This window comes from Streptomyces sp. NBC_01788 (assembly GCF_035917575.1).
Taxonomy (GTDB): domain Bacteria; phylum Actinomycetota; class Actinomycetes; order Streptomycetales; family Streptomycetaceae; genus Streptomyces.
Genome location: NZ_CP109090.1, coordinates 2259687 through 2280936 on the forward strand (window position 1 = coordinate 2259687; position 21250 = coordinate 2280936).

Annotated in this window: 26 protein-coding genes; 5 read left to right on the forward strand and 21 right to left on the reverse strand. The window is 73.4% G+C overall.

Features of this window, described 5'->3' with window-relative positions:
* Position 1: 1 nt before the first annotated feature.
* From OIE49_RS10420 to hisI, 10 genes are all read right to left on the reverse strand, one after another.
* Positions 2–778 carry a DsbA family protein gene (locus OIE49_RS10420; RefSeq protein ID WP_100569581.1) on the reverse strand — a complete coding sequence of 259 codons (777 nt, stop codon included), beginning with the start codon at positions 776–778 and terminating at the stop codon, positions 2–4.
* A gap of 89 nt (positions 779–867) precedes the next feature.
* A complete protein-coding gene (gene trpA / locus OIE49_RS10425) occupies positions 868–1704 on the reverse strand; it encodes a tryptophan synthase subunit alpha (RefSeq protein WP_326802078.1) in 837 nt (278 codons plus the stop codon).
* Positions 1701–2984: a tryptophan synthase subunit beta gene (gene trpB, locus OIE49_RS10430; protein WP_326802079.1), complete on the reverse strand. Its 1284-nt coding sequence runs from the start codon at positions 2982–2984 to the stop codon at positions 1701–1703. Before trpB ends, trpA begins: the two co-directional genes overlap by 4 nt.
* 202 nt (positions 2985–3186) lie before the next feature.
* Positions 3187–3375 carry a tryptophan biosynthesis modulator TrpM gene (trpM, locus tag OIE49_RS10435; RefSeq protein WP_100569584.1) on the reverse strand — a complete coding sequence of 63 codons (189 nt, stop codon included), beginning with the start codon at positions 3373–3375 and terminating at the stop codon, positions 3187–3189.
* 48 nt (positions 3376–3423) lie between these two features.
* Positions 3424–4233 (reverse strand): indole-3-glycerol phosphate synthase TrpC, encoded by an 810-nt coding sequence (gene trpC / locus OIE49_RS10440; protein ID WP_326802080.1) that lies wholly within the window; start codon positions 4231–4233, stop codon positions 3424–3426.
* Positions 4234–4410: 177 nt separating this feature from the next.
* Positions 4411–4911: a DUF2752 domain-containing protein gene (locus OIE49_RS10445; RefSeq protein WP_326802081.1), complete on the reverse strand. Its 501-nt coding sequence runs from the start codon at positions 4909–4911 to the stop codon at positions 4411–4413.
* Between the two features lie 91 nt (positions 4912–5002).
* Positions 5003–5248: an HGxxPAAW family protein gene (locus tag OIE49_RS10450; RefSeq protein WP_100569587.1), complete on the reverse strand. Its 246-nt coding sequence runs from the start codon at positions 5246–5248 to the stop codon at positions 5003–5005.
* 141 nt (positions 5249–5389) lie between these two features.
* On the reverse strand, positions 5390–6034 hold the full coding sequence (locus tag OIE49_RS10455; protein ID WP_326802082.1) for a TIGR02234 family membrane protein: 645 nt from the start codon (positions 6032–6034) through the stop codon (positions 5390–5392).
* A gap of 61 nt (positions 6035–6095) precedes the next feature.
* Positions 6096–7595, reverse strand: a complete 1500-nt coding sequence (locus OIE49_RS10460; RefSeq protein ID WP_326802083.1) for an anthranilate synthase component I — start codon at positions 7593–7595, stop codon at positions 6096–6098.
* 11 nt (positions 7596–7606) lie between these two features.
* Positions 7607–8026 (reverse strand): phosphoribosyl-AMP cyclohydrolase, encoded by a 420-nt coding sequence (hisI, locus tag OIE49_RS10465; RefSeq protein WP_100569642.1) that lies wholly within the window; start codon positions 8024–8026, stop codon positions 7607–7609.
* Between the two features lie 164 nt (positions 8027–8190).
* On the opposite strand from hisI, the gene OIE49_RS10470 reads away from it, so the two are divergent.
* The gene (locus tag OIE49_RS10470; protein ID WP_326802084.1) at positions 8191–8826 is read left to right on the forward strand and encodes a TIGR03085 family metal-binding protein; all 636 of its coding nucleotides are present in this window, start codon (positions 8191–8193) and stop codon (positions 8824–8826) included.
* 21 nt (positions 8827–8847) lie between these two features.
* On the opposite strand, the gene OIE49_RS10475 is transcribed toward OIE49_RS10470, so the two are convergent.
* The 10 genes from OIE49_RS10475 to hisD all read right to left on the reverse strand — a co-directional run bounded on the left by OIE49_RS10475 (position 8848) and on the right by hisD (position 16057).
* Positions 8848–10098 carry an MFS transporter gene (locus tag OIE49_RS10475; RefSeq protein ID WP_326802085.1) on the reverse strand — a complete coding sequence of 417 codons (1251 nt, stop codon included), beginning with the start codon at positions 10096–10098 and terminating at the stop codon, positions 8848–8850.
* 94 nt (positions 10099–10192) lie between these two features.
* Complete coding sequence (hisF, locus tag OIE49_RS10480; RefSeq protein ID WP_326802086.1) at positions 10193–10948, reverse strand: imidazole glycerol phosphate synthase subunit HisF; 756 nt, start codon at positions 10946–10948, stop codon at positions 10193–10195.
* The gene (locus OIE49_RS10485; protein WP_326802087.1) at positions 10945–11349 is read right to left on the reverse strand and encodes a RidA family protein; all 405 of its coding nucleotides are present in this window, start codon (positions 11347–11349) and stop codon (positions 10945–10947) included. The genes hisF and OIE49_RS10485 overlap by 4 nt, the downstream gene beginning before the upstream one ends.
* On the reverse strand, positions 11346–12071 hold the full coding sequence (priA, locus tag OIE49_RS10490) for a bifunctional 1-(5-phosphoribosyl)-5-((5-phosphoribosylamino)methylideneamino)imidazole-4-carboxamide isomerase/phosphoribosylanthranilate isomerase PriA (RefSeq protein WP_326802088.1): 726 nt from the start codon (positions 12069–12071) through the stop codon (positions 11346–11348). Before priA ends, OIE49_RS10485 begins: the two co-directional genes overlap by 4 nt.
* 4 nt (positions 12072–12075) lie before the next feature.
* On the reverse strand, positions 12076–12726 hold the full coding sequence (gene hisH / locus OIE49_RS10495) for an imidazole glycerol phosphate synthase subunit HisH (protein ID WP_376492910.1): 651 nt from the start codon (positions 12724–12726) through the stop codon (positions 12076–12078).
* Positions 12717–12881 carry a hypothetical protein gene (locus OIE49_RS10500; protein ID WP_199836676.1) on the reverse strand — a complete coding sequence of 55 codons (165 nt, stop codon included), beginning with the start codon at positions 12879–12881 and terminating at the stop codon, positions 12717–12719. Before OIE49_RS10500 ends, hisH begins: the two co-directional genes overlap by 10 nt.
* Positions 12878–13006: a hypothetical protein gene (locus tag OIE49_RS10505; RefSeq protein ID WP_326802089.1), complete on the reverse strand. Its 129-nt coding sequence runs from the start codon at positions 13004–13006 to the stop codon at positions 12878–12880. Before OIE49_RS10505 ends, OIE49_RS10500 begins: the two co-directional genes overlap by 4 nt.
* Positions 13003–13605: an imidazoleglycerol-phosphate dehydratase HisB gene (gene hisB / locus OIE49_RS10510; RefSeq protein ID WP_100569596.1), complete on the reverse strand. Its 603-nt coding sequence runs from the start codon at positions 13603–13605 to the stop codon at positions 13003–13005. Before hisB ends, OIE49_RS10505 begins: the two co-directional genes overlap by 4 nt.
* Positions 13602–14717, reverse strand: coding sequence for a histidinol-phosphate transaminase (locus tag OIE49_RS10515; protein WP_326802090.1), 1116 nt, complete (start codon positions 14715–14717; stop codon positions 13602–13604). The genes hisB and OIE49_RS10515 overlap by 4 nt, the downstream gene beginning before the upstream one ends.
* Positions 14714–16057, reverse strand: coding sequence for a histidinol dehydrogenase (gene hisD, locus OIE49_RS10520; protein ID WP_326802091.1), 1344 nt, complete (start codon positions 16055–16057; stop codon positions 14714–14716). Before hisD ends, OIE49_RS10515 begins: the two co-directional genes overlap by 4 nt.
* 194 nt (positions 16058–16251) lie before the next feature.
* Here hisD and OIE49_RS10525 point away from each other — a divergent pair, with 194 nt between their 5' ends.
* The 4 genes from OIE49_RS10525 to ybaK all read left to right on the forward strand — a co-directional run bounded on the left by OIE49_RS10525 (position 16252) and on the right by ybaK (position 20299).
* Complete coding sequence (locus tag OIE49_RS10525; protein ID WP_326802092.1) at positions 16252–17826, forward strand: oxidoreductase; 1575 nt, start codon at positions 16252–16254, stop codon at positions 17824–17826.
* 153 nt (positions 17827–17979) lie between these two features.
* Positions 17980–19026: a hypothetical protein gene (locus OIE49_RS10530; protein ID WP_326802093.1), complete on the forward strand. Its 1047-nt coding sequence runs from the start codon at positions 17980–17982 to the stop codon at positions 19024–19026.
* 11 nt (positions 19027–19037) lie between these two features.
* Complete coding sequence (locus OIE49_RS10535; protein WP_326802094.1) at positions 19038–19775, forward strand: LON peptidase substrate-binding domain-containing protein; 738 nt, start codon at positions 19038–19040, stop codon at positions 19773–19775.
* A 14-nt stretch (positions 19776–19789) separates the two neighbouring features.
* The gene (ybaK, locus tag OIE49_RS10540; RefSeq protein WP_326802095.1) at positions 19790–20299 is read left to right on the forward strand and encodes a Cys-tRNA(Pro) deacylase; all 510 of its coding nucleotides are present in this window, start codon (positions 19790–19792) and stop codon (positions 20297–20299) included.
* 119 nt (positions 20300–20418) lie between these two features.
* Here the strand turns inward: ybaK and OIE49_RS10545 are convergent, their stop codons facing one another.
* Positions 20419–21219 carry a hypothetical protein gene (locus OIE49_RS10545; RefSeq protein ID WP_326802096.1) on the reverse strand — a complete coding sequence of 267 codons (801 nt, stop codon included), beginning with the start codon at positions 21217–21219 and terminating at the stop codon, positions 20419–20421.
* Positions 21220–21250: the final 31 nt, after the last annotated feature.

Here is a 21250-nt window from a genome sequence, read left to right on the forward strand (position 1 = left end):
CTCATTTGCTGGCGGCCGCTTCCACCATCTGCTTCAGCTTCGCCGGGGTCATCGTCTGGTCCTGGAGGATGTTCTTCCCGTTCAGCAGGACGGTCGGGGTGCCCGAGAAGTTGCCGGACTGGAAGGCCTGGTGGGACTTGTCGACCCAGCTGTCGTGCGTGCCGTCGCGCACGCACTTGTCGAAGGCCGGGGTGTTCAGGCCGCTCACCTTGCCCGCGAGCCGGATGAGCTCGTCTTTGTCCGCGAAGGCGTCGTCGGTCTCGTGCGGCTGGTGCTGGTAGAGCACGTCGTGGTAGGCGGGGAACTTGCCGGCGTCCTGGGCGCAGGCCGCCGCGTTGGCCGCGCGCAGGGAGCCGGTGCCGCCGAGGTTGCCGTCGATCAGTCTGACCAGGTGGTACTCGACCCTGAGCTTGCCGGCGTCGGTCAGCTCGCGGATCACCGGCCGGTACATCGTCTCGAAGGCCTGGCAGGCCGGGCAGCGGAAGTCCTCCCACACGGTGAGCGTCGACCTGGCTCCGCCTTGGCCGACCGGGATCGCCAGGCTGTCCTTGCCCTGCGCGCCGGAGGGCGCCACGACCGGGCCGGCGGCGCTGCTGCTCTTGTGCTTGCCGGAGTTGGCGGCGACCACGCCGATCACCGCCGCCAGGCCCAGGACGCAGACGACGGTCGCGGCCACGATCAGCGTCCGCCGCCGCCTCTCCGTGGCCTTCTGCTTCTCGCGCTCGGCCGCCAGTCGCTCCCGGGCGCCGCGCTTTCCCTGATGGTTCTTCTCGCTCACACCCCCTGAACGAACCGGGGAGGCGCATTGCGCCTCCCCGGTGCCAGGACCACCCGTTCGGGCGATCGAAGGATGTGCCGCGGCCGTCGTTACGCCTGTCCGCGCACCCCGCTCGCCAGCTCGCCCGCGAGGGCGCGGACGGCCTCGACGCCGGCCGCCGGGTCCGGGGCCTCCAGCATCCGCTTGACGAAGGCCGAACCGACGATCACTCCGTCGGCGAAGCCGGCGACCTCGGCGGCCTGGGCGCGGCTGGACACGCCGAGGCCGACGCAGACGGGCAGGCCGCTGCCGGTGGCCCGGGTGCGTTCCACCAGGTCCTGGGCCTGTGTGCCCACCGACTCACGGGTGCCGGTGACGCCCATCAGGGAGGCGGCGTAGACGAATCCGGAGCCGGCCGCGGTGATCTCGGAGAGGCGCTCGTCCCTGCTGCTGGGGGCGACGACGAACACCGTCGCCAGGCCGTGCTTCTCGGCGTGCTCCCGCCACGGGGCCGACTCCTGGACCGGCAGGTCCGGCAGGATGCAGCCGGCGCCGCCCGCCGCGGCGAGTTCGGCGGTGAACCGCTCGACGCCGTAGCGGTCGACGGGGTTCCAGTACGTCATGACGAGCACCGGCTTGCCGGTGGCCGCGTGGGCCTCCTTCACCGTCCGCATGACGTCCGCGATCCTGACGCCGCCGCGCAGCGCGATGTCGTCCGCGGTCTGGATGACCGGGCCGTCCAGGACGGGGTCGCTGTGCGGCAGTCCGACCTCGACGACGTCGGCGCCGCCGTCGAAGACGGCCTTGATCGCCTCGATGCCGCCGTCCACGGTCGGGAACCCGGCCGGCAGGTAGGCGATGAGGGCGGACCGGCCCTCCGCCTTGGCGGCGGCCAGGGTGTCGGCCAGCAGCCGGGCCTGGCCACCGGTCGTTGCGGTCCCGCTCACTTGGCGTCCCCCTCGATCTCGGCGGTGTCGGCTTCGTCGGCGGCCACCTGGGCGTCGGTGTCGTACAGGCCGAAGTAGCGGGCGGCGGTGTCCATGTCCTTGTCGCCGCGGCCGGAGAGGTTGACCACGATCAGCCCGTCCTCGCCCAGTTCCCGGCCCACTTCCAGGGCGCCGGCCAGCGCGTGCGCGCTCTCGATCGCCGGGATGATGCCCTCGGTCCGCGACAGCAGGCGCAGCGCCTGCATGGCCGCGTCGTCGGTGATCGCGCGGTACTCGCCGCGGCCGGAGTCCTTGAGGTAGGAGTGCTCGGGGCCGATGCCGGGGTAGTCGAGGCCGGCGGAGATGGAGTACGGCTCGGTGATCTGGCCCTCGTCGTCCTGGAGGACGTAGGAGCGCGAGCCGTGCAGGATGCCGGGCTCGCCCGCGGTCAGGGTGGCCGCGTGCTCGCCGGTGTCGACGCCGTGCCCGGCGGGCTCGCACCCGATGAGGCGGACCCCGCTGTCCGGGATGAAGGCGTGGAAGAGGCCGATGGCGTTGGAGCCGCCGCCGACACAGGCGACGGCTGCGTCGGGCAGGCGCCCGGCGCGCTCGAGGAGCTGGCGGCGCGCCTCGACGCCGATGACCCGGTGGAAGTCGCGGACCATGGCCGGGAAGGGGTGCGGTCCGGCGACGGTCCCGAACAGGTAGTGGGTGTGGTCGACGTTGGCGACCCAGTCGCGGAACGCCTCGTTGATGGCGTCCTTCAGGGTGCGGCTGCCGGACTTCACGGCGACGACCTCGGCGCCGAGCATGCGCATCCGGGCCACGTTCAGGGCCTGCCGCTTCGTGTCGATCTCACCCATGTAGATCGTGCACTGGAGGCCGAAGAGGGCGCAGGCGGTGGCGGTCGCGACGCCATGCTGTCCGGCGCCGGTCTCGGCGATCACCCGGGTCTTGCCCATCCGCCGGGTGAGCAGGGCCTGCCCGAGCACGTTGTTGATCTTGTGGGAGCCGGTGTGGTTGAGGTCCTCGCGCTTGAGGAACACGCGGGCGCCGCCGGCGTGCTCGGCGAAGCGGGGCACCTCGGTGAGGGCGCTGGGGCGGCCGGTGTAGTGGGCGAGCAGGTCGTCGAGCTCGCGGGCGAACTCGGGGTCGGCCTTGGCCTTGTCGTACTCGACGGCGACCTCGTCCACGGCGGCGACGAGCGCCTCCGGGATGAACTTGCCGCCGAACGCGCCGAAGTAGCCCTCGGCGCTCGGCACCTGGCCCTCCGGGTCGGGAATGAAGAACTCGCTGGGCATGCGGATACCTCACAGGGGCGTCTGCCCCGGGATCGGTCGGTCTGAGGGTCACGGTGGTCGCGTGCGCGTGCCGTGCCGCAGGTGTGCGGGCACGGGTGCCGGCGGCCGGACCGCGGTCGCGGTACGGCGGCCGGGGCCGGGGCCGGGGCCGGGAGCGGCCAGGACCGGGCGACCGGCCTCGGACCGGACGACGCGGCTCAGCTCACCGCTGGTGGCGCGCACGCGGGCGACGCCATCGCATGCCGTTGACCTGGCCCGGTTCGTCGCCGATGACGTACCGCACCCTGCGGCCGTGCACACGGCGTGCGGGCGCGCGGCAGCCCCGGGGCCGGCAGCCGCGCGCGAGGCGGGCGTACGGGTCCCTGGCGGGTTCGGCGATCGGGAGGGTCATCGGGGCACACTCTACCGGCGTACGGCCGCTCGGGTGAGCGGCCGGTGCTCAGCTCCGCCCGTGCCGCAGCGCGGGGTGCGCCCCGGCCGCCACCAGGTCGGCGACCGCCGTCTTCGGGTCGCGGCCGGTGACGAGGGACTCGCCGACCAGGACCGCGTCGGCGCCGGCGTTGGCGTAGGCGATGAGGTCGTGCGGACCGCGCACCCCGGACTCGGCGATCTTGACGAGACCGTCCGGGATCTCCGGGGCCACCCGCTCGAAGGTGTCGCGGTCGACCTCGAGGGTCTTCAGGTTGCGCGCGTTGACGCCGATCACCTTGGCGCCCGCGTCCACCGCGCGCTCGGCCTCGTCCTCGTCGTGGACCTCGACGAGCGGGGTGAGTCCGATGGACACCGCGCGCTCGATCAGCGACTCCAGGGCCGGCTGGTCCAGGGCGGCGACGATCAGCAGGGCGAGGTCGGCGCCGTGGGCCCGGGCCTCCCACAGCTGGTACGAGGTGACGATGAAGTCCTTGCGCAGGACCGGGATGTCCACGCGCGCGCGGACCGCCTCCAGGTCGGCCAGCGAGCCGCCGAAGCGGCGCTGCTCGGTCAGCACCGAGATGACGGAGGCGCCGCCCGCCTCGTAGTCCGCGGCGAGCCCGGCCGGGTCGGCGATCGCGGCCAGCGCGCCCTTGGACGGGCTGGAGCGCTTGACCTCGCAGATGACCTTGACGCCCTCGCCGCGCAGCGCGGCGACGCCGTCCTTGGCCGCGGGTGCCTTCGCCGCGCGCTCCTTGAGCTCGTCGAGGCTGACGCGCGCCTGCCGCTCCGAAAGGTCGGCACGGACTCCGTCGATGATCTCGTCGAGCACACTCACGCGAGCGGCCCCCTTCCGGGCGGTGGACTGTTCCAGCGGGTCTTGCGGCCTCCGGCGGCCCGCCGTGAAACCGATCAGGCGGGCGGGACCGGTGGTACTTGCGATGGTATCCGGAGGCGGGCGCCGACCCCGCATCCGGTGGACGGCGGTCCCACTACCTGGACATACCGTGCCCGATCAAGGATGCAGCCGACCACCGAACGGCAGGTTCCGGACAACGGCGAATGCCAGCACCAGGGCTCCGAGGCCCCACAGGTGCGCCGGCCCGAGCACGGGACGCGGCGGCCGTCCGCGCGCGGCGCGCACGGCCCACAGCGTCCAGGCCACGGCGAAGACCAGATAGCCCGTGACGGCCAGGGCGTTGTCGTGCAGGGCCGTTGCGAAGTCCCCGTGGACGAAGGCGTGGGCGCTGCGCAGCCCGCCGCAGCCCGGGCAGTAGACACCTGCGTAGCGCAGCAGGGGGCAGACCGGGTAGTGGCCGGGCTGGTTGGGGTCCACGGCCCCGACGTAGGCGAAGGCGCCGGCGACGGCGGCCAGCACCCCGGCGGGGACCGCGAGCCGCCTGAGCACGGCGGTCGCGTGCGAGGGGACGGCGGTGGCGTCCGGGCTGTGCCGGGGGCGGGGTACGGGCGTCCGGTCGTGCGTCACCCTCTGGCTGTCGGGGTTCACGCCTCGCATTGTGCCCCGGAGCGGACGCACACGCGCGCGAGGGGCGGCACCGGGCCGCCCCTGGGGCTGTCGGATCGTACGGGTCCGCCCCGCGCGGACCTCAGCTCTCGGCGCGGGCCGTCTCACGCGGGCCGACCTGGTGCACCGGGTGCTCGTTCTTCTGGCCGAGGCCCATCATGCGCATGGTGGCGCCGACGACGCCGCCCGCCAGCACGATCCCGATGCCGACCCAGAAGCCGACCGGCTGGGCCATCACCATGAAGGCGCCCGCGACGCAGAAACCGATGAAGGCGATGATGACACCGGTCCAGGCGGCCGGGGTGTGACCGTGGCTGCTGCCCGCCATGACTTGCTCCTCGTTGCTGTGTTCTTGTCTGAGCCGGACGCTCGGCTCCATTGTCCCGCACGCGCGCACACGACGTGAGCGGGGGTGGCTCCTCGCGACCGCCGATCGGGCGCGGGCGGACGTGCGCCCCGGCCGGTCCGGTCAGGCGGGTCCGGAGCCGGTCGGGTCCTCGCCGCGGTCCAGGGCCTTCCACAGGTCCTCGGGGCGGTCGGGGTCGACCGGGCGGGCCGCGCGGGAGCGGGGGGCGCCGGAGCGCTCGTAGCGGCCGGACATGGCGGGCCACAGGCGGCCGTAGCGCAGGGCGAGCAGGCCGGCCAGGAGCAGCAGCACCCCGCCGGCGGCCGCGACGTAGGGCCAGCCGGTGTGGCTGAGCGCGGCGGCGGTCGCGGCGGTGTCGCCGGAGACCTGGGCGGCCTTCTCGTCGAGGGCGCCGTCGCCGGTGGCGCCGAGCAGGGCGGCGGCGATCGTGCCCGCGCCGGAGAGCGCGAGCAGCACGGCGACCAGGACGCGGCCGGAGCGGCGGACGGCGAAGACGGCGACGAGCGCGGCCAGGCCCACTATGGCGAGCGCGGCGGGCACGCCCGTGACCTCGCTGCCCCTGGCGGTCAGCGGGAAGGCTCCGCCGGCCACCGTCGCGGTGCCCTCCGCCCAGCGCTGCCGGGTGGCGAGCAGCGCCACGGCCGCGCCGAGCGCGCCGCAGAGCAGGGCGACGGCGAGGCTGCGGCGGCCGGACCGGGCGGGGGCGGCTTCGGAACGGGGGTGAGGTAGGGCAGTCACGTACTCCACTATCGCTCGGATCGCGGTTGTGGCGTCATCCGGGGTTCATGTGGCGGACGTGAGAAACGCCCTATTGTCCCAGCCGGTTCGCGGTGTGCACGGCCCGCAGCACGGCCGCCGCCTTGTTGCGGCACTCGGTGTCCTCGGCCACCGGATCGGAGTCGGCGACGATTCCGGCGCCCGCCTGGACGTAGGCGGTGCCGTCGCGCAGCAGGGCGGTGCGGATGGCGATGGCGGTGTCGGAGTCTCCGGCGAAGTCCAGATAGCCCACGCAGCCGCCGTACAACCCCCGCCGGGACGGCTCGAGTTCGTCGATGATCTGCATGGCCCGCGGCTTCGGCGCGCCCGAGAGGGTGCCGGCCGGGAAGCAGGCGGTCAGCACGTCGAAGGCGGTGCGGCCCGCCGCGACCCGTCCGGTCACGGTGGAGACGATGTGCATGACGTGCGAGTACCGCTCCACGGACATGAAGTCGACGACCTCGACGGAGCCGGGCTCGCAGACCCGGCCCAGGTCGTTGCGCCCGAGGTCGACGAGCATCAGGTGCTCGGCGCGCTCCTTGGGGTCGGCGAGCAGTTCCTCGGCGAGGGCCTGGTCCTCCTGCGGGGTGGCGCCGCGCGGCCGGGTGCCGGCGATGGGGTGGACCATGGCCCGCCCGTCCTCGACCTTCACCAGGGCCTCCGGGCTGGATCCGACGACGTCGAATCCGTCGAACCGGAACAGGTACATGTACGGCGAGGGATTGGTTGCCCTGAGCACCCGGTAGACGTCCAGCGCGCTCGCCGTGCACGGCGTCTCGAAGCGCTGCGAGGGGACGACCTGGAAGGCCTCGCCCGCGCGGATGCGCTCCTTGACGTCCTCCACCGCCGCCCGGAAGTCCTCGCCGCCCCACAACGCGGTGTACTCGGGCAGTTCGGAGGCCGGCAGCGCGGCGGGCGGCTGGGCGACCGGCCGGGACAGGTCCGCCTCCATGGCGTCCAGGCGGGCCACCGCGTCGGCGTACGCCTCGTCGACGCCGGTGTCCAGGTCGTTGTGGTTGATCGCGTTGGCGATCAGCAGGACCGTGCCGTCCCAGTGGTCGAGGACCGCGAGGTCGGAGGTGAGCAGCATGGTCAGCTCGGGGAGGCGCAGGTCGTCTCGTTCGCCGGGGCCGATCTTCTCCAGGCGGCGCACGATGTCGTAGCCGAGGTAGCCGACCATGCCGCCGGTGAAGGGCGGCAGGCCCAGGTCGTGGGCGAGGTCGCGGGGGGTGTGCAGGGTCTCGACGGTGGTGCGCAGGGCGGCGAGCGGGTCGCCCTCGGCGGGGACGCCGACCGGCGGGGTGCCGAGCCAGTGGGCCTGGCCGTCGCGCTCGGTGAGGGTGGCGTCGCTGCGGACTCCGACGAAGGAGTATCGAGACCATGTGAACGCAGTACGGCCGTTCTCCGCGGACTCCAGCAGGAAGGTGCCGGGGCGTTCGGCGGCGAGCTTGCGGTAGAGCCCGACCGGGGTGTCGCCGTCGGCGAGGAGCTTGCGGGTGACCGGGATGACACGTCGGTCGGTGGCGAGCTTGCGGAACGTCTCGAGGTCCATGGCGGCTGACCCTACTGACCTTCGGTGCCCGCGCCGGAACCGGCGTCCTTCAGCAGGACGTCGGCGTCGAAGCAGGTGCGGTCGCCGGTGTGGCAGGCGGCGCCCACCTGGTCGACCTTGACCAGCACGGTGTCGGCGTCGCAGTCCAGGGCGACGGACTTGACGTGCTGCACGTGTCCGGAGGTGTCTCCCTTGACCCAGTACTCCCCGCGGCTGCGCGACCAGTAGGTGCAGCGGCCGGTGGTCAGCGTGCGGTGCAGCGCCTCGTCGTCCATCCAGCCGAGCATCAGTACCTCGCCGGTGTCGTACTGCTGGGCGATGGCGGGCAGGAGCCCGTCCGCGCTGCGCTTGAGGCGGCGGGCGATCTCCTGATCGAGGCTGCTGGATGGACCACCGTGGTGACGGGCGGGAGTGCCGGGCGTGCTGCTCATGGGTGCCATTGTGCCGCGCGGGACCGCAGGCCGGGGCCGCGTTCCAGTGGGTGGGCGCCCCGGTACGAGGGGGTGCCGCGGGGCGCCTGCGGGGGGTGCCTCGTCGGTGCGGCGCGGCCGGTCGACGGGTGGGCGGACGCGCTACGTGGTCGTAGGCTGACCACATGTCGACCTTTGCCAAGCGTGAACGGCTCCTTCTCGCCGACCTCTTGGAGACCGCCGGTCCTGAGGCGCCGACCCTCTGCGAGGGGTGGCTCACCCGTGATCTGGCGGCGCACGTGGTGGTGCGCGAGCGGCGTCCCGACGCGGCCGGCGGCGTGCTGATCAAGCCGCTGGCGCCGCGCCTCCAGAAGGTGCTGGAGGAGTACGCGGCCAAGCCGTACGAGGAGCTGATCCAGCTGATCCGTACCGGCCCGCCGCGCTTCTCACCCTTCCAGCTCAAGCAGCTCGACGAGGCTGCCAACACCGTCGAGTTCTACGTCCACACCGAGGACGTGCGCCGCGCCCAGCCCGACTGGTCGCCGCGCGACCTTGACCCGGTCTTCCAGGAGACCCTGTGGTCCCGGCTGGAGCGCACCGCCCGGCTGCTGGGCCGGGGCATCCCCACCGGTCTGGTCCTGCGCCGCCCCGACGGCCGCACGGCCGTCGCGCACCGGGGCACGCCGGTGGTGACGGTGACGGGCGAGCCGTCGGAGCTGCTGCTGTTCGCGTTCGGCCGGCAGAACGCGGCCCGGGTCGAGAAGGTCGGCGACCAGGACGCGATCGCGAAGCTGACGGAGACCAAGCAGCTCGGGCTCTGAACCCCGCCGCTCCGGCGGGGTTCAGTGCGGCAGTTCGGCGCGGCGCAGGGCGGGGGCGGCCAGGGCGACGACCCCGCCCAGGGCGCACACCGCCGCGCTGGCGACGAACACCGGGCCGGTCCCCCAGGCCCCGATCGCGGCGGCCGACAGCGGCATGCCGAGCGGGGCGAGACCCAGGCTGACCAGACCGGCCACGGCCGTGACCCGGCCGAGGTAGGCGGGTTCGGACTGCGTCTGCAGCAGCGCGCCGCACAGGGCGCCGCTGAGCCCGGTGAGGAGGCCGACGAGCATGGCCACCCCGGCGGCGCCGAGGACGTTCGGTACGTAAGCGAGGGCGCCCACAGCCGCGGAGCCGACGAAGATCGAGCAGCCGGCCAGGCTGCCCGCGCGGGGCAGCCGTCCGCGTACGGTCAGCAGCAGGGAGACGGCGCCGGCGCCGGCGCTGAACCCGGCCAGCACCCAGCCCATGCCGGAGGCGCCCCAGCCTCGCTGGTCGGCGAGCAGGGCCAGGCCCACGTTGAGCGGGCCGGTGAAGCCGAGGTCGCCGAGGGCGATGGCCAGCATCAGCGGGGCGAGGACGCGGTGGTGGCGGATGTACCGCAGGCCGCCCACCAGGTCGCGCCAGGCGGTGGAGTCGCCGGCGGTGTCGTCCGGCGGCAGCTCCCCGACCCGCACGGAGACCAGCAGCGGCACGGACACGGCGATCAGCAGCCCGGCGATCCCGAACGCCGCTGCGGCGCCCCCGAGGGCGACGCCGAGACCGCCGAGCGGGGCCCCGACGACGCTCGCGAAGCGGATCGCCAGCCCGCGCATGCCCTGCACGCGCGCAAGCTGGCCCCGGCTCGTCACGCGCGCGGGCAGGGCGCCCACGGCGGGCATGAACACGGCGTCCACGGCACCGAAGACCAGGGCGAGCACAGCCAGCGGCCACAGGCCGGGACCGGCGAGCCACAGCAGCGCCGCCACGCCGAGCACGGCCGCGCAGCGCACCACATCGCTGCCGATGACGACCCTGCGCGGCCCGAGCCGGTCGGCGACCACTCCCCCGCCCAGCATCAGCAGGGCTCTGGGCAGCGCGCTGACCGCCATCACCAGTCCGGCCTGCGCGGGCGACCCGGCCCGGACGGCAGCCCAGGCCAGGGCGAGGTAGTAGACGTTGTCGCCCACCATCGAGGCGGTGTAGGCACCGAGCCACCGCAGGACGTTGCCGTCACGGTGGGCGGGACGCTCGACGGGGAGTGCCTCTGCGGACGCCGCGGAGACGGTGGTCACGTGGGTGGCCTCTCTCAGACGCGGAACGGGAATCCGTACAGGTGCAACCTACGAGAAGGCCCCGGCCGGAACCGGCCGAGGCCTTGCCTCACGACTACCTGACGGGGTGGCCCGCTCCGCGCAGGGCATCCTTGACCTGGCCGATGCGCAGGTCGCCGAAGTGGAAGACCGAGGCGGCCAGGACCGCGTCCGCGCCCGCCGTGACGGCCGGGGCGAAGTCGGCGAGCCTGCCGGCGCCGCCCGAGGCGATCACCGGTACCGTCACGTGCTTGCGGACGGCCGCGATCATCTCCAGGTCGTAGCCGTCCTTCGTGCCGTCCGCGTCCATCGAGTTGAGCAGGATCTCGCCCGCGCCCAGTTCCGCCGCCCGGTGCGCCCACTCCACCGCGTCGATACCGGTGCCCCGGCGGCCGCCGTGGGTGGTCACCTCGAAGCTTCCGGACGGGGTGCGGCGGGCGTCCACCGACAGGACCAGCACCTGGCGGCCGAAGCGCTCGGCGATCTCCCGGATCAGCTCCGGGCGGGCGATCGCGGCCGTGTTGACCCCCACCTTGTCCGCGCCCGCCCGCAGCAGTTTGTCCACGTCCTCGGTGGTGCGGACGCCGCCGCCCACCGTCAGCGGGATGAACACCTGCTCGGCGGTGCGGCGCACCACGTCGTACGTCGTCTCCCGGTCGCCCGAGGACGCGGTGATGTCCAGGAACGTCAACTCGTCGGCGCCCTCGGCGTCGTACACCTTGGCCATCTCGACGGGGTCGCCGGCGTCTCGCAGGTTCTGGAAGTTGACGCCCTTGACCACCCGGCCGCCGTCCACGTCCAGGCAGGGGATGACTCGGACCGCCAGGGTCATGAATCCACGGCTCCTCTGTATGCCTCTAGCTCGATCTCGACCAGGATGCGCGGATCCACGAAGCCCTCGACCACCAGCAGGGTCGAGACCGGACGCACCGAGTCGAACAGTTCCTTGTGGGCCCTGCCCACCTCGTCCACGTCCCGCAGATGGGTCAGGTACATCCGGGTGCGGACCACCGCGTCGGGGCCCAGCCCGAACTCGGTGAGCGCTTCCAGCGCGCTGGTGAACGCGATCTTCGCCTGCTCGTACGGATCGCCCTCCCCGTACAGCACGGGGCCCTTGAAGGCCGTCGTGCCGGCCACCAGGACCCGGTCACCCGCCGCGACGGCGCGCGCGTAACCGAACGTCTCTTCCCAAGGGCTTCCGCTCTGCACGCGCCGTACGGCTTCCGACGTCATGACGCCACTGCCTCCAAGGCCTCTTCCAGGGTGAACGCCTTCGCATACAGGGCCTTCCCGACAATGGCGCCCTCGACACCGAGCGGCACGAGGCCCGCCAGCGCCCGCAGGTCGTCCAGCGAGGAGACGCCGCCCGACGCCACCACCGGGCGGTCGGTGGCCGCGCAGACGTTCTTCAGCAGCTCCAGGTTGGGGCCCTGGAGGGTGCCGTCCTTGGCGATGTCGGTGACGACGTAGCGCGCGCAGCCCTCCTTGTCGAGGCGCTCCAGCGTCTCGTACAGGTCGCCACCGTCGCGGGTCCAGCCGCGGCCTCGCAGCGTGGTGCCCCGCACGTCCAGGCCGACCGCGATCCGGTCGCCGTACTGGCCGATGACCTTGGCGACCCACTCGGGGGATTCCAGGGCGGCGGTGCCCAGGTTCACGCGGGTGCAGCCGGTGGCCAGGGCGGCGGCGAGGGTGTCGTCGTCGCGGATGCCGCCGGACAGCTCCACCTTGATGTCCATGGCGCGGGCGACCTCGGAGATCAGCTCGCGGTTGTCGCCGGTGCCGAACGCGGCGTCCAGGTCCACCAGGTGCAGCCACTCGGCGCCCGCGCGCTGCCAGGCCAGGGCGGCCTCCAGCGGGGCGCCGTAGGAGGTCTCCGTGCCGGACTCGCCGTGCACGAGGCGCACGGCCTGACCGTCGCGGACGTCGACGGCGGGGAGGAGTTCGAGCTTGGCCATGTCTCTACAGGGTTCCGATCCAGTTGGTGAGCAGCTGCGCTCCGGCGTCGCCGGACTTCTCGGGGTGGAACTGGGTGGCCCACAGTGCGGCGTTCTCCACGGCGGCCACGAAGGGCTTGCCGTGCGTCGCCCAGGTCACCCTGGGGGCGCGCAGCGCCGGGTTGTGGGTCTCCAGCTGCCAGTCGTGGACGGCGTAGGAGTGCACGAAGTAGAAGCGGGCGTCCTCGTCCAGGCCGGCGAACAGCTCCGAGCCGGCCGGCGCCTGCACGGTGTTCCAGCCCATGTGGGGCACGACGTCCGCCTGGAGCGGCTCGACCGTGCCGGGCCACTCGTCCAGGCCCTCGGCCTCCACCCCGTGCTCGATGCCACGCGCGAAGAGGACCTGCATGCCGACGCAGACGCCCATGACCGGGCGCCCGCCGGACAGCCGGCGGTCGATGATCCAGTCGCCGCGCACGTCCTTCAGCCCGCGCATGCAGGCGGCGAAGGCGCCGACGCCCGGCACCAGCAGACCGTCGGCGTTCATCGCCGCGTCGTAGTCGCGGGTGATCTCGACGTCGGCTCCCGCGCGGGCGAGGGCCCGCTCGGCCGAACGGACGTTGCCGAAGCCGTAGTCGAGGACCACCACCTTTTTCGTACCGGTGCTCAACTCCACACCCCCAGCCGCATCACGCCCGCGACGAGGCACATCGCCGCGCCGATGGACAGCAGCACGATGAGGCTCTTCGGCATCTGCTGCTTGACGAAGGAGATGATGCCGCCGAGCAGGAACAGCCCGACGACGATCAGCAGGGTCGACAGGCCGGTCACAGTGCCCCTCCGTTCGCTTCTCCGCCCGCGCGGCGCAGTGGCGCGGCCATCTCCCCCAGTGCCTTGACGGCCTGGGAGGTGCCCCCAGTCGTCTGCGGCCCGGCGGCCGCGCGTGCGTCGCTCACAGCGCGCCCTTCGTGGAGGGGATGATGCCGGCCGCGCGCGTGTCGCGCTCGGACGCGTACCGCAGCGCCCGGGCCAGGGCCTTGAACTGGCACTCCACGATGTGGTGCGCGTTGCGCCCGTAGGGCACGTGCACGTGCAGCGCGATCTGCGCCTGGGCGACGAAGGACTCCAGGATGTGGCGGGTCATCGTGGTGTCGTACTCGCCGATCATCGGCGCCATGTTCTCGGGCTCGGTGTGCACGAGGTACGGGCGGCCGGACAGGTCGACGGTGACCTGGGCGAGCGACTCGTCCAGCGGGACCGTGCAGTTGCCGAAGCGGTAGATGCCCACCTTGTCGCCGAGCGCCTGCTTGAAGGCGGCGCCCAGCGCGAGGGCGGTGTCCTCGATGGTGTGGTGGGAGTCGATGTGCAGATCGCCGTCGGTCTTCACGGTCAGGTCGAACAGACCGTGCCGGCCGAGCTGGTCGAGCATGTGGTCGTAGAAGCCGACGCCGGTGGCGATGTCGGTCCTGCCGGTGCCGTCGAGGCCGATCTCGACCAGGACCGAGGTCTCCTTGGTGGTGCGCTCGACCCTGCCGACGCGTCCCTCGCGAGTCATCCGCTCTGCTCCTGTTCCTTCTTCAGTTCCCGTGCCGCGTCGAGGAACGCGTCGTTCTCCTGGGGCGTTCCGGCGGTGACCCGCAGCCACCCCGGTACGCCGTTGTCCCGGACCAGGACGCCCCGGTCCAGGATCCGCCGCCACGCGGTGTGGGCGTCCTCGAACCGCCCGAACTGGATGAAGTTGGCGTCCGACTCGACCACGTCGTAGCCGATCGCGCGCAGTTCGCCGACGAGCCGGTCCCGTTCGGCCTTCAGCTGCTCGACATAGCCGAGCAGCGTGTCGGTGTGCTCCAGGGCGGCCAGCGCCGTCGCCTGGGTGATCGCCGAGAGGTGGTACGGCAGCCGGACCAGCTGCACGGCGTCCACCACCGCCGGGTGCGCCGCGAGGTAGCCGAGGCGCAGTCCGGCGGCGCCGAACGCCTTGGACATGGTGCGGGAGACGACCAGGTGCGGCCGGTCCTGGAGCAGCGGCAACAGCGAGGCGCCGTGGCTGAACTCGATGTACGCCTCGTCCACGACCACCATGGACGGCTTGGCCGCCTGCGCCGCCTCGTACAGCGCGAGGACCGTCGACGGCGGCACCGCGTTGCCGGTGGGGTTGTTGGGGGTGGTGACGAAGACGACGTCCGGTCGGTGCTCCGCGATCGCCCGCTCGGCGGCGGCGAGGTCGATCGTGAAGTCCTCGCGGCGCGGCCCGGAGATCCAGCCCGTGCCCGTGCCGCGCGCGATGAGCGCGTGCATGGAGTACGAGGGCTCGAAGCCGATCGCGGTACGGCCCGGACCGCCGAAGGTCTGCAGCAGCTGCTGGATGACCTCGTTGGAGCCGTTGGCCGCCCAGACGTTCTCGACGCCGACCCGGTGGCCGCCCGTCCTCGTCAGGTACGCGGCGAGCTCGGTACGCAGCTCCACCGCGTCCCGGTCGGGATAGCGGTTGAGGTGGCGGGCCGCCTCGCGCACCCGCTCGGTGATCCGCTCGACCAGCGGCTCGGGCAGCGGGTAGGGGTTCTCGTTGGTGTTCAGCCGTACGGGGACGTCCAGCTGGGGCGCGCCGTAGGGGGACTTGCCGCGCAGCTCGTCCCGTACGGGAAGATCGTCGATTCCGAAGCTCACTTGCTCGTCGGTACCTTCCAGCCGAACCTCGCCTTGATCGCCGCGCCGTGCGCGGGCAGGTCCTCCGCCTCCGCCAGCGTCACCACATGGTGGGCGACCTCGGCGAGGGCTTCCTCGGTGTAGTCCACGATGTGGATACCGCGCAGGAAGGACTGGACGGACAGGCCCGAGGAGTGGCAAGCGCAGCCGCCGGTGGGCAGCACGTGGTTGGACCCGGCCGCGTAGTCGCCGAGCGAGACCGGCGCCCAGGGGCCGACGAAGATCGCGCCGGCGTTGCGCACCCGGTCGGCGACCGCGGCCGCGTCGGCCGTCTGGATCTCCAGGTGCTCGGCGCCGTAGGCGTCGACCACCCTCAGGCCCGCGTCGATGCCGTCGACCAGGACGATCGCGGACTGCTTGCCGGACAGGGCCGGGCGGATCCGGTCCTCGATGTGCTTGGTCGCCGCGACCTGCGGCTCCAGCTCCTTCGCGACCGCGTCCGCGAGCTCCGCGGAGTCGGTGACCAGGACGGCGGCGGCCAGCGGGTCGTGCTCGGCCTGGCTGATCAGGTCGGACGCGACGTGCACCGGGTCGGCGCCGGCGTCCGCGAGGATCGCGATCTCGGTGGGGCCGGCCTCGGTGTCGATGCCGATCCTGCCGGTGAAGTAGCGCTTGGCGGCGGCGACCCAGATGTTGCCGGGGCCGGTGACCATGTTCGCGGGCGGGCAGGACTCGGTGCCGTACGCGAACATCGCGACGGCGTGGGCGCCGCCGGCCGCGTACACCTCGTCGACGCCCAGCAGGGCGCAGGCGGCGAGGATCGTCGGGTGCGGCAGCCCACCGGCTGGATCATTTTCAAAAGCGGGGGCCTGCGGCGGGGAGGCCAGCGCGATCGACTCCACGCCGGCCTCCTGCGCGGGCACGACGTTCATGACCACGGAGGACGGGTAGACCGACCGGCCGCCCGGCGCGTACAGCCCGACGCGCTCGACCGGCACCCACTTCTCGGTCACCGAGCCGCCGGGCACCACCTGGGTGGTGTGCGTGTCGCGGCGCTGCTCGCGGTGGACGAGCCGGGCGCGCCGGACGGACTCCTCCAGCGCCGCGCGCACGGCCGGGTCGAGCTGCTCCAGCGCGTCCTTGAGTGCCTGGGCGGGAACCCGCACCGACTCCAGCCGCACGCCGTCGAACCGCTCGGCGAAGTCGATCAGCGCCGCGTCGCCACGATGATGCACGGCCTCGCAGATCGGACGCACCTTCTCCAGGGCGGCCGAGACGTCGAAGTCGGCTCGGGGCAGCAGGTCGCGCAGGGCGGGGCCCTCGGGGAGGGCGTCGCCGCGCAGATCGATTCGGGAGATCACGGTGTCAATTCTCTCAGACCGCGCGCGGACACTGTCCGTCCGTATCAGTGACTGATACGGACCGCCGTGCCGGTGGCTGGTGCGGGGCACGGAAGGAGCCGCTCACATTTCGTGTTCAGAGCGTCACCGATCGGGCATGACCGGTTGTACGAAGCGTAGTCATCCCGCGAGCAGCCGGGGAGGGAGGGAGGATCGTGACGGAGGGGGCCGACTTACACTCCGGGGACCTGTCCGACGGCCTGACCGCCACCGAGGCGGGAATGTGGCAGGCCTTCCGCAACGGCAGCGTGTACGACCTGCGCAGCGGTGACGCCGTGGTGGACGATCCGCACGGCGGGCATCCGTGGGGGCCCGAGCGGACCGTGCGGGCGCGCGTCGTGTGCTGGCTGCTCCTTGACGGACCGCCCGCGCTCGCCGGGCGCGTGTCGTCCCTGAAGCTCCGCGGCCTGCGGATCACGGACGCCCTGGACCTCGCCGGGGGCGCGGTGCTGCCGTACGTGGAGCTGAACGGCTGCCGGTTCGACCAGGAGGTGCTGCTGCCGGAGGCGCGCTTCACCACCGTGCGGCTGGTGGACTGCGCGGTGCCGCGGCTGGAGGCGGCCCGGGTGCGCACCGAGGGCGATCTGCATCTGCCGCGCTGCCGGTTCACCGGCGGGATACGGCTGACCGACGCGCACATCGGCACGGACCTGCTGCTCAGCCAGGCGGTCGTGCACCGCGACCGGGCCGGCCGTTCGATCGCCGCCGACGGGATGACGGTGGGCCAGGACCTCCAGGCGGAGCTGCTGGAGTCGTACGGCGAGTTCAGTCTGCGCAGCGCGAAGATCGGTGTCTCGCTGAGCCTGCGCGGCGCGCGGCTGGCGAACCCGCGGGAGCGGTTCGCGCTGAACGCGCCGCAGCTCACCGTCGAGCGCACCCTGTACCTCACCCCGGCGGGCGTGGGCGGCCCGCTGAGCGGGGTGACGCCCGCGCGCGGGACCCGGATCCAGCCCTTCGAGTGCCGGGGCGGGGTGCGTCTGGACGACGGGCGGTTCGGCGACGCGGTCGATCTGGAGCGGGCACGTTTCACCCTCACGGACGAACAGGTGCTGTCGCTGCGCCGGGTGCAGACGCCGGAGCTGCGCTTCCTCGGGGAGCCGCCGCCGCGCGGGCAGGTGCTGCTGTCCGGGGCGCGGGTCGTCACCCTCGTCGACCGGGCGAGCAGCTGGCCCGGCCCGGGCAGCCTGCACATGGGCGGCTTCGTCTACGAGAACCTGGTGCCGCGGGGCCCGTTCCCGCTGGCCGAGCGGCTGGACTGGGTGGCGGCGGCGACCGCCGAGTACAACCCGGAGCCGTACGAGCGGCTGGCCGCGGTGCTGCGGGAGGCGGGCGAGGACGTGGACGCGCGCGAGGTGCTGCTCGCCAAGCAGCGGCGCCGCCGCGAGACCCTGCCGCTCGCCGCCAAGCTGGTGGGCTACGTCCAGGACTGGGCGGTGGCCTACGGGTACCGGCCGGGCCGGGCCGCGGTCTGGATGGCGGTGCTGTGGGCGGCGGGTTCGCTGGCCTTCGCGCGCCTGGGCCCGCCGCCGGCCGACCCCGGCGGCCACCCGGAGTGGAACCCCGCCCTGTTCGCCCTCGACCTGCTGCTGCCGTTCGTCGACCTGGGCCAGGCGGACCAGTGGCAGCTGCGCGGCGGCTGGCAGTGGCTCGCCGCGGCGCTGATCGTGGTCGGCTGGATCCTGGCCACGACGGTGGCGGCGGGCGCGACACGGCTGCTGCGACGGAACTAGGGCCCTCGTTCGGATCATGCCGGGCGCGCGGGCCCCCGGCAGCGCGCGGGCAGTTGTTGAAATCGGCACCTTTTACTCGACCTTGACCATCCCGCGTACAACTTTCCGCTCCTTGCCCGAACCCCCTGGCGCGCGTGCGACCTGCGTCTTTCAATGGTCGACACCATGGCAACGCTGCCCGCGTTCATCCGCCCTGCCCGGATGACAAGAACCGTCCCCAGCCCCGCCGCCGGGTTCACCGCCGCCGGGCTCCCCTCCGACGACGAGGTCCTCCTCGACGTGCCGGACGAACCTCTCGGCCCGGCGCTGGTGGCCGCCGCCCAGGGCGCGTACCGGCCCGCCGCGGCGCTGCTCGCCGGTACCCGGGAGAGGGCCCGCTGGGAGGAGCGCGACCGGTACACGAGACGGCTGGCCGCCATCGCCCGCTCCCGACCGGAGTGGCTGGACGCCTGGCTCGCCACCGCCCCGCACGACCCGGACGCGCTGCTGGTCGCCGCCCAGCTCGCGGTCGACCGCGCCTGGCCCTCGCCCGCGCGGGCCGAACTGCTGCGCGGCGTCAGCCCCCTGATCACGGCCGCCGCACGCGCCGACGCCCGTGACCCGGTGCCGTGGCGGGTCGCGCTGGACCACGCGCGCGGCAGCCGCGCCGGGCACCGCTACTTCGAGGAGCTGTGGGAGGCCGCGGTCCGCCGCGCCCCGCACCACTACGGCTGCCACGTGGCCGCCCTGCGCTATCTGACCACCTCCTGGCACGGCTCGCACCGCGAGTGCTTCGACTTCGCCGACATGGCCGCCCAGGACGCCCCGGCCGGCTCGCTCGTCCAGGCGCTGCCCGTGCGGGCCGCCTTCGCCTATCTGACCGACGGCTGCGGGCCCCGGGTGCCGCGGGCCCGGCTGCACGCGGCGGCCGACCGGGCGATCGTGCTCTCCGCCCGCTTCCCGGCGGCCGTGCCCTGGCCCGCGGAGATCCGCAACCTGCTGACCTGCGTCCTGCTGCGGCTGGAGCGCCCCGAGGACGCCCTCGTGCAGCTGCGCCTCATCGGCCCGTACGCCACCTCCTTCCCCTGGGAGCGGCAGTCGGACGACCCGCTGGGGTTCTTCCTGAAACTGCGCGCCGACCTGGGGGCCGCACCGCCCGCAGGGCCGTCCCGGCGCCCGCGATACGGGCTCGGCGGACGCGCCCGTCGCGGCGAGCATTAGGCTTTTGCGCCGTGACCACCGTCCACCTTCCGCTCTTCCCCCTGAACACGGTGCTGTTCCCGGGGCTGGTGCTGCCCCTGAACGTCTTCGAGGAGCGCTACCGCGCCATGATGCGCGCGCTGCTGAAGACGCCCGAGGACGAACCGCGCCGGTTCGCCGTCGTGGCGATCCGCGACGGCCACGAAATGGCCGAGAGCGCCCCCGGCATGCCCGATCCGACCGCACGGATCGAACGCGGCCCCGCCGCCGGCTTCGGCACCGACCCGGCCAAGGCCTTCCACTCCGTGGGCTGCGTGGCGGACGCGGCGACGATCCGGGAGCGGGCCGACGGCACCTTCGAGGTGCTGGCCACGGGCACGACCCGGGTCCGGCTGCTGTCCGTGGACGCCTCCGGCCCCTGTCTCGTGGCGGAGCTGCGGGAGCTGGCCGAGGAGCCCGGCGACGAGGCGGGCGCGCTGGCCGAGGGGGTGCTGCGGTCCTTCCGCCAGTACCAGAAGCGGCTGGCGGGCGCGCGGGAGCGGTCGCTGACTGCCGCGGAGCTGCCGGACGAGCCGAGCGTGGTGTCGTACCTGGTGGCCGCGGCGATGATGCTCGACATTCCGGCGAAACAGCGACTGCTCCAGGCGCCCGACGTCTCCTCCCGGCTGCGCGACGAGCTGAAACTCCTGCGCAGGGAGACGGCGATCCTCCGTAGTCTGCCGTCGTTGCCGGCCGCGGAGCTGACCCGCGGGCCGACGAGTCTCAACTGAAGGAACGGGTCGGGATGGCCAAGAAGGCGAAGAAGCAGCAGGACAAAGGGGCGGGGGGCACCCCGGCGACGGTGGCGCTGACCGCGGCGGGCGTGCGCTACACCGTGCACTCCTACGACCACGACCCCTCCCACCCCTCCTACGGCGAGGAGGCGGCCGAGGCGATGGGCGTCTCCCCGGACCGGGTGTTCAAGACGCTGGTGGCGGACGTCGACGGAGCCCTGACGGTGGCCGTGGTGCCGGTCGCGGGCTCTCTGGACCTCAAGGCCCTGGCGGCGGCGGTCGGCGGCAAGCGGGCGGCGATGGCCGACCCGGCCCTCGCGGAGCGCACCACCGGCTACGTCCGCGGCGGCATCTCCCCCCTCGGCCAGCGCAAGAGGCTCCCCACCGTCCTGGACGACTCGGCCCCCGCCCACACCACCATCTGCGTCTCGGCGGGCCGCCGCGGCCTGGAGGTCGAACTGTCCCCGGGCGACCTGGCGGGCCTCACCGACGCCGTCCTCGCCCCGATCGGGCGCGGCTGACCGTCCCGCCCGGCCATCGCGCCGGCGGGCGGGACCGGCTGAGGCCCGTTCTGCCGCCCGTCCTGTCACCCGCCCGCGTCCGCCTCGCGGCCTCCGGGAGCCGGACCGGGCCCGGCCGGCTAGGGCGCCGAGGACTCCCCGTGCCCGTGAGCACCGTCTCCGGGCGCGCCGTCCCCGTACGCGCTGTCTCCGTGCGCCCCGCCCACGTACATCTCCGGGTCCCGCGGCCCGAACAGGGACGTCATCCCCAGGTGGACGAGCAGCGCGGCCAGCGGCCAGGCCAGCAGCGCCCCCTTGGCGTCGAGCTTCAGCGGCGCCGGGAACGTCACTCCCTTGCCCACCGCCTTGGCGTGGACGATCACGTCCTGCTCGGGTCCGAGCCACACACCGAGCCGCCACGCCAGCAGCGACCCGAGCAGCCCTCCGACGCACAGGGCCACCACCAGCGGCACACCCCCGCGCCTGCGCACCAGGAAGACGGCCGTCGCGCACACCACGCCGAAGGCCAGGGCCAGCAGCGTGAACGTGCCGTCCACGCCGATGGCCTGCTCACCCTCGGTGTCCTTGAGGTAGACGACCCAGTTGTTCCCGGACATTTCGGCGATCAGCGGCACCTTCGGTGCCAGCCGCAGCCAGAGCAGTCCCAGCGGCACCCCGCAGAGCGCCACGGCGACCAGGACGACGACGGCCTCCCTGATCTCGGCCGCCCATCCGGGCCCGTCCTGTTCGTAGAGGCTCAGCGGCCGGGCGGGCGGCACCTGCCAGGACTGGACCGGCCCCGGCAGCGAGGGCTGCCCGGACGCCGACGGCCCCAAGGGCCCCGACGACGAGGACGCCGAGGGTTCGGACGGCCCGGAGGGGCCGGAAGGCTGTGAGGAGCGCCGGTGCGGCGGTGGTGGCGGAGTCAACGGAGCTGTCACCTTGTCATCGTGCCAGTTGCGGGGGAAGGCC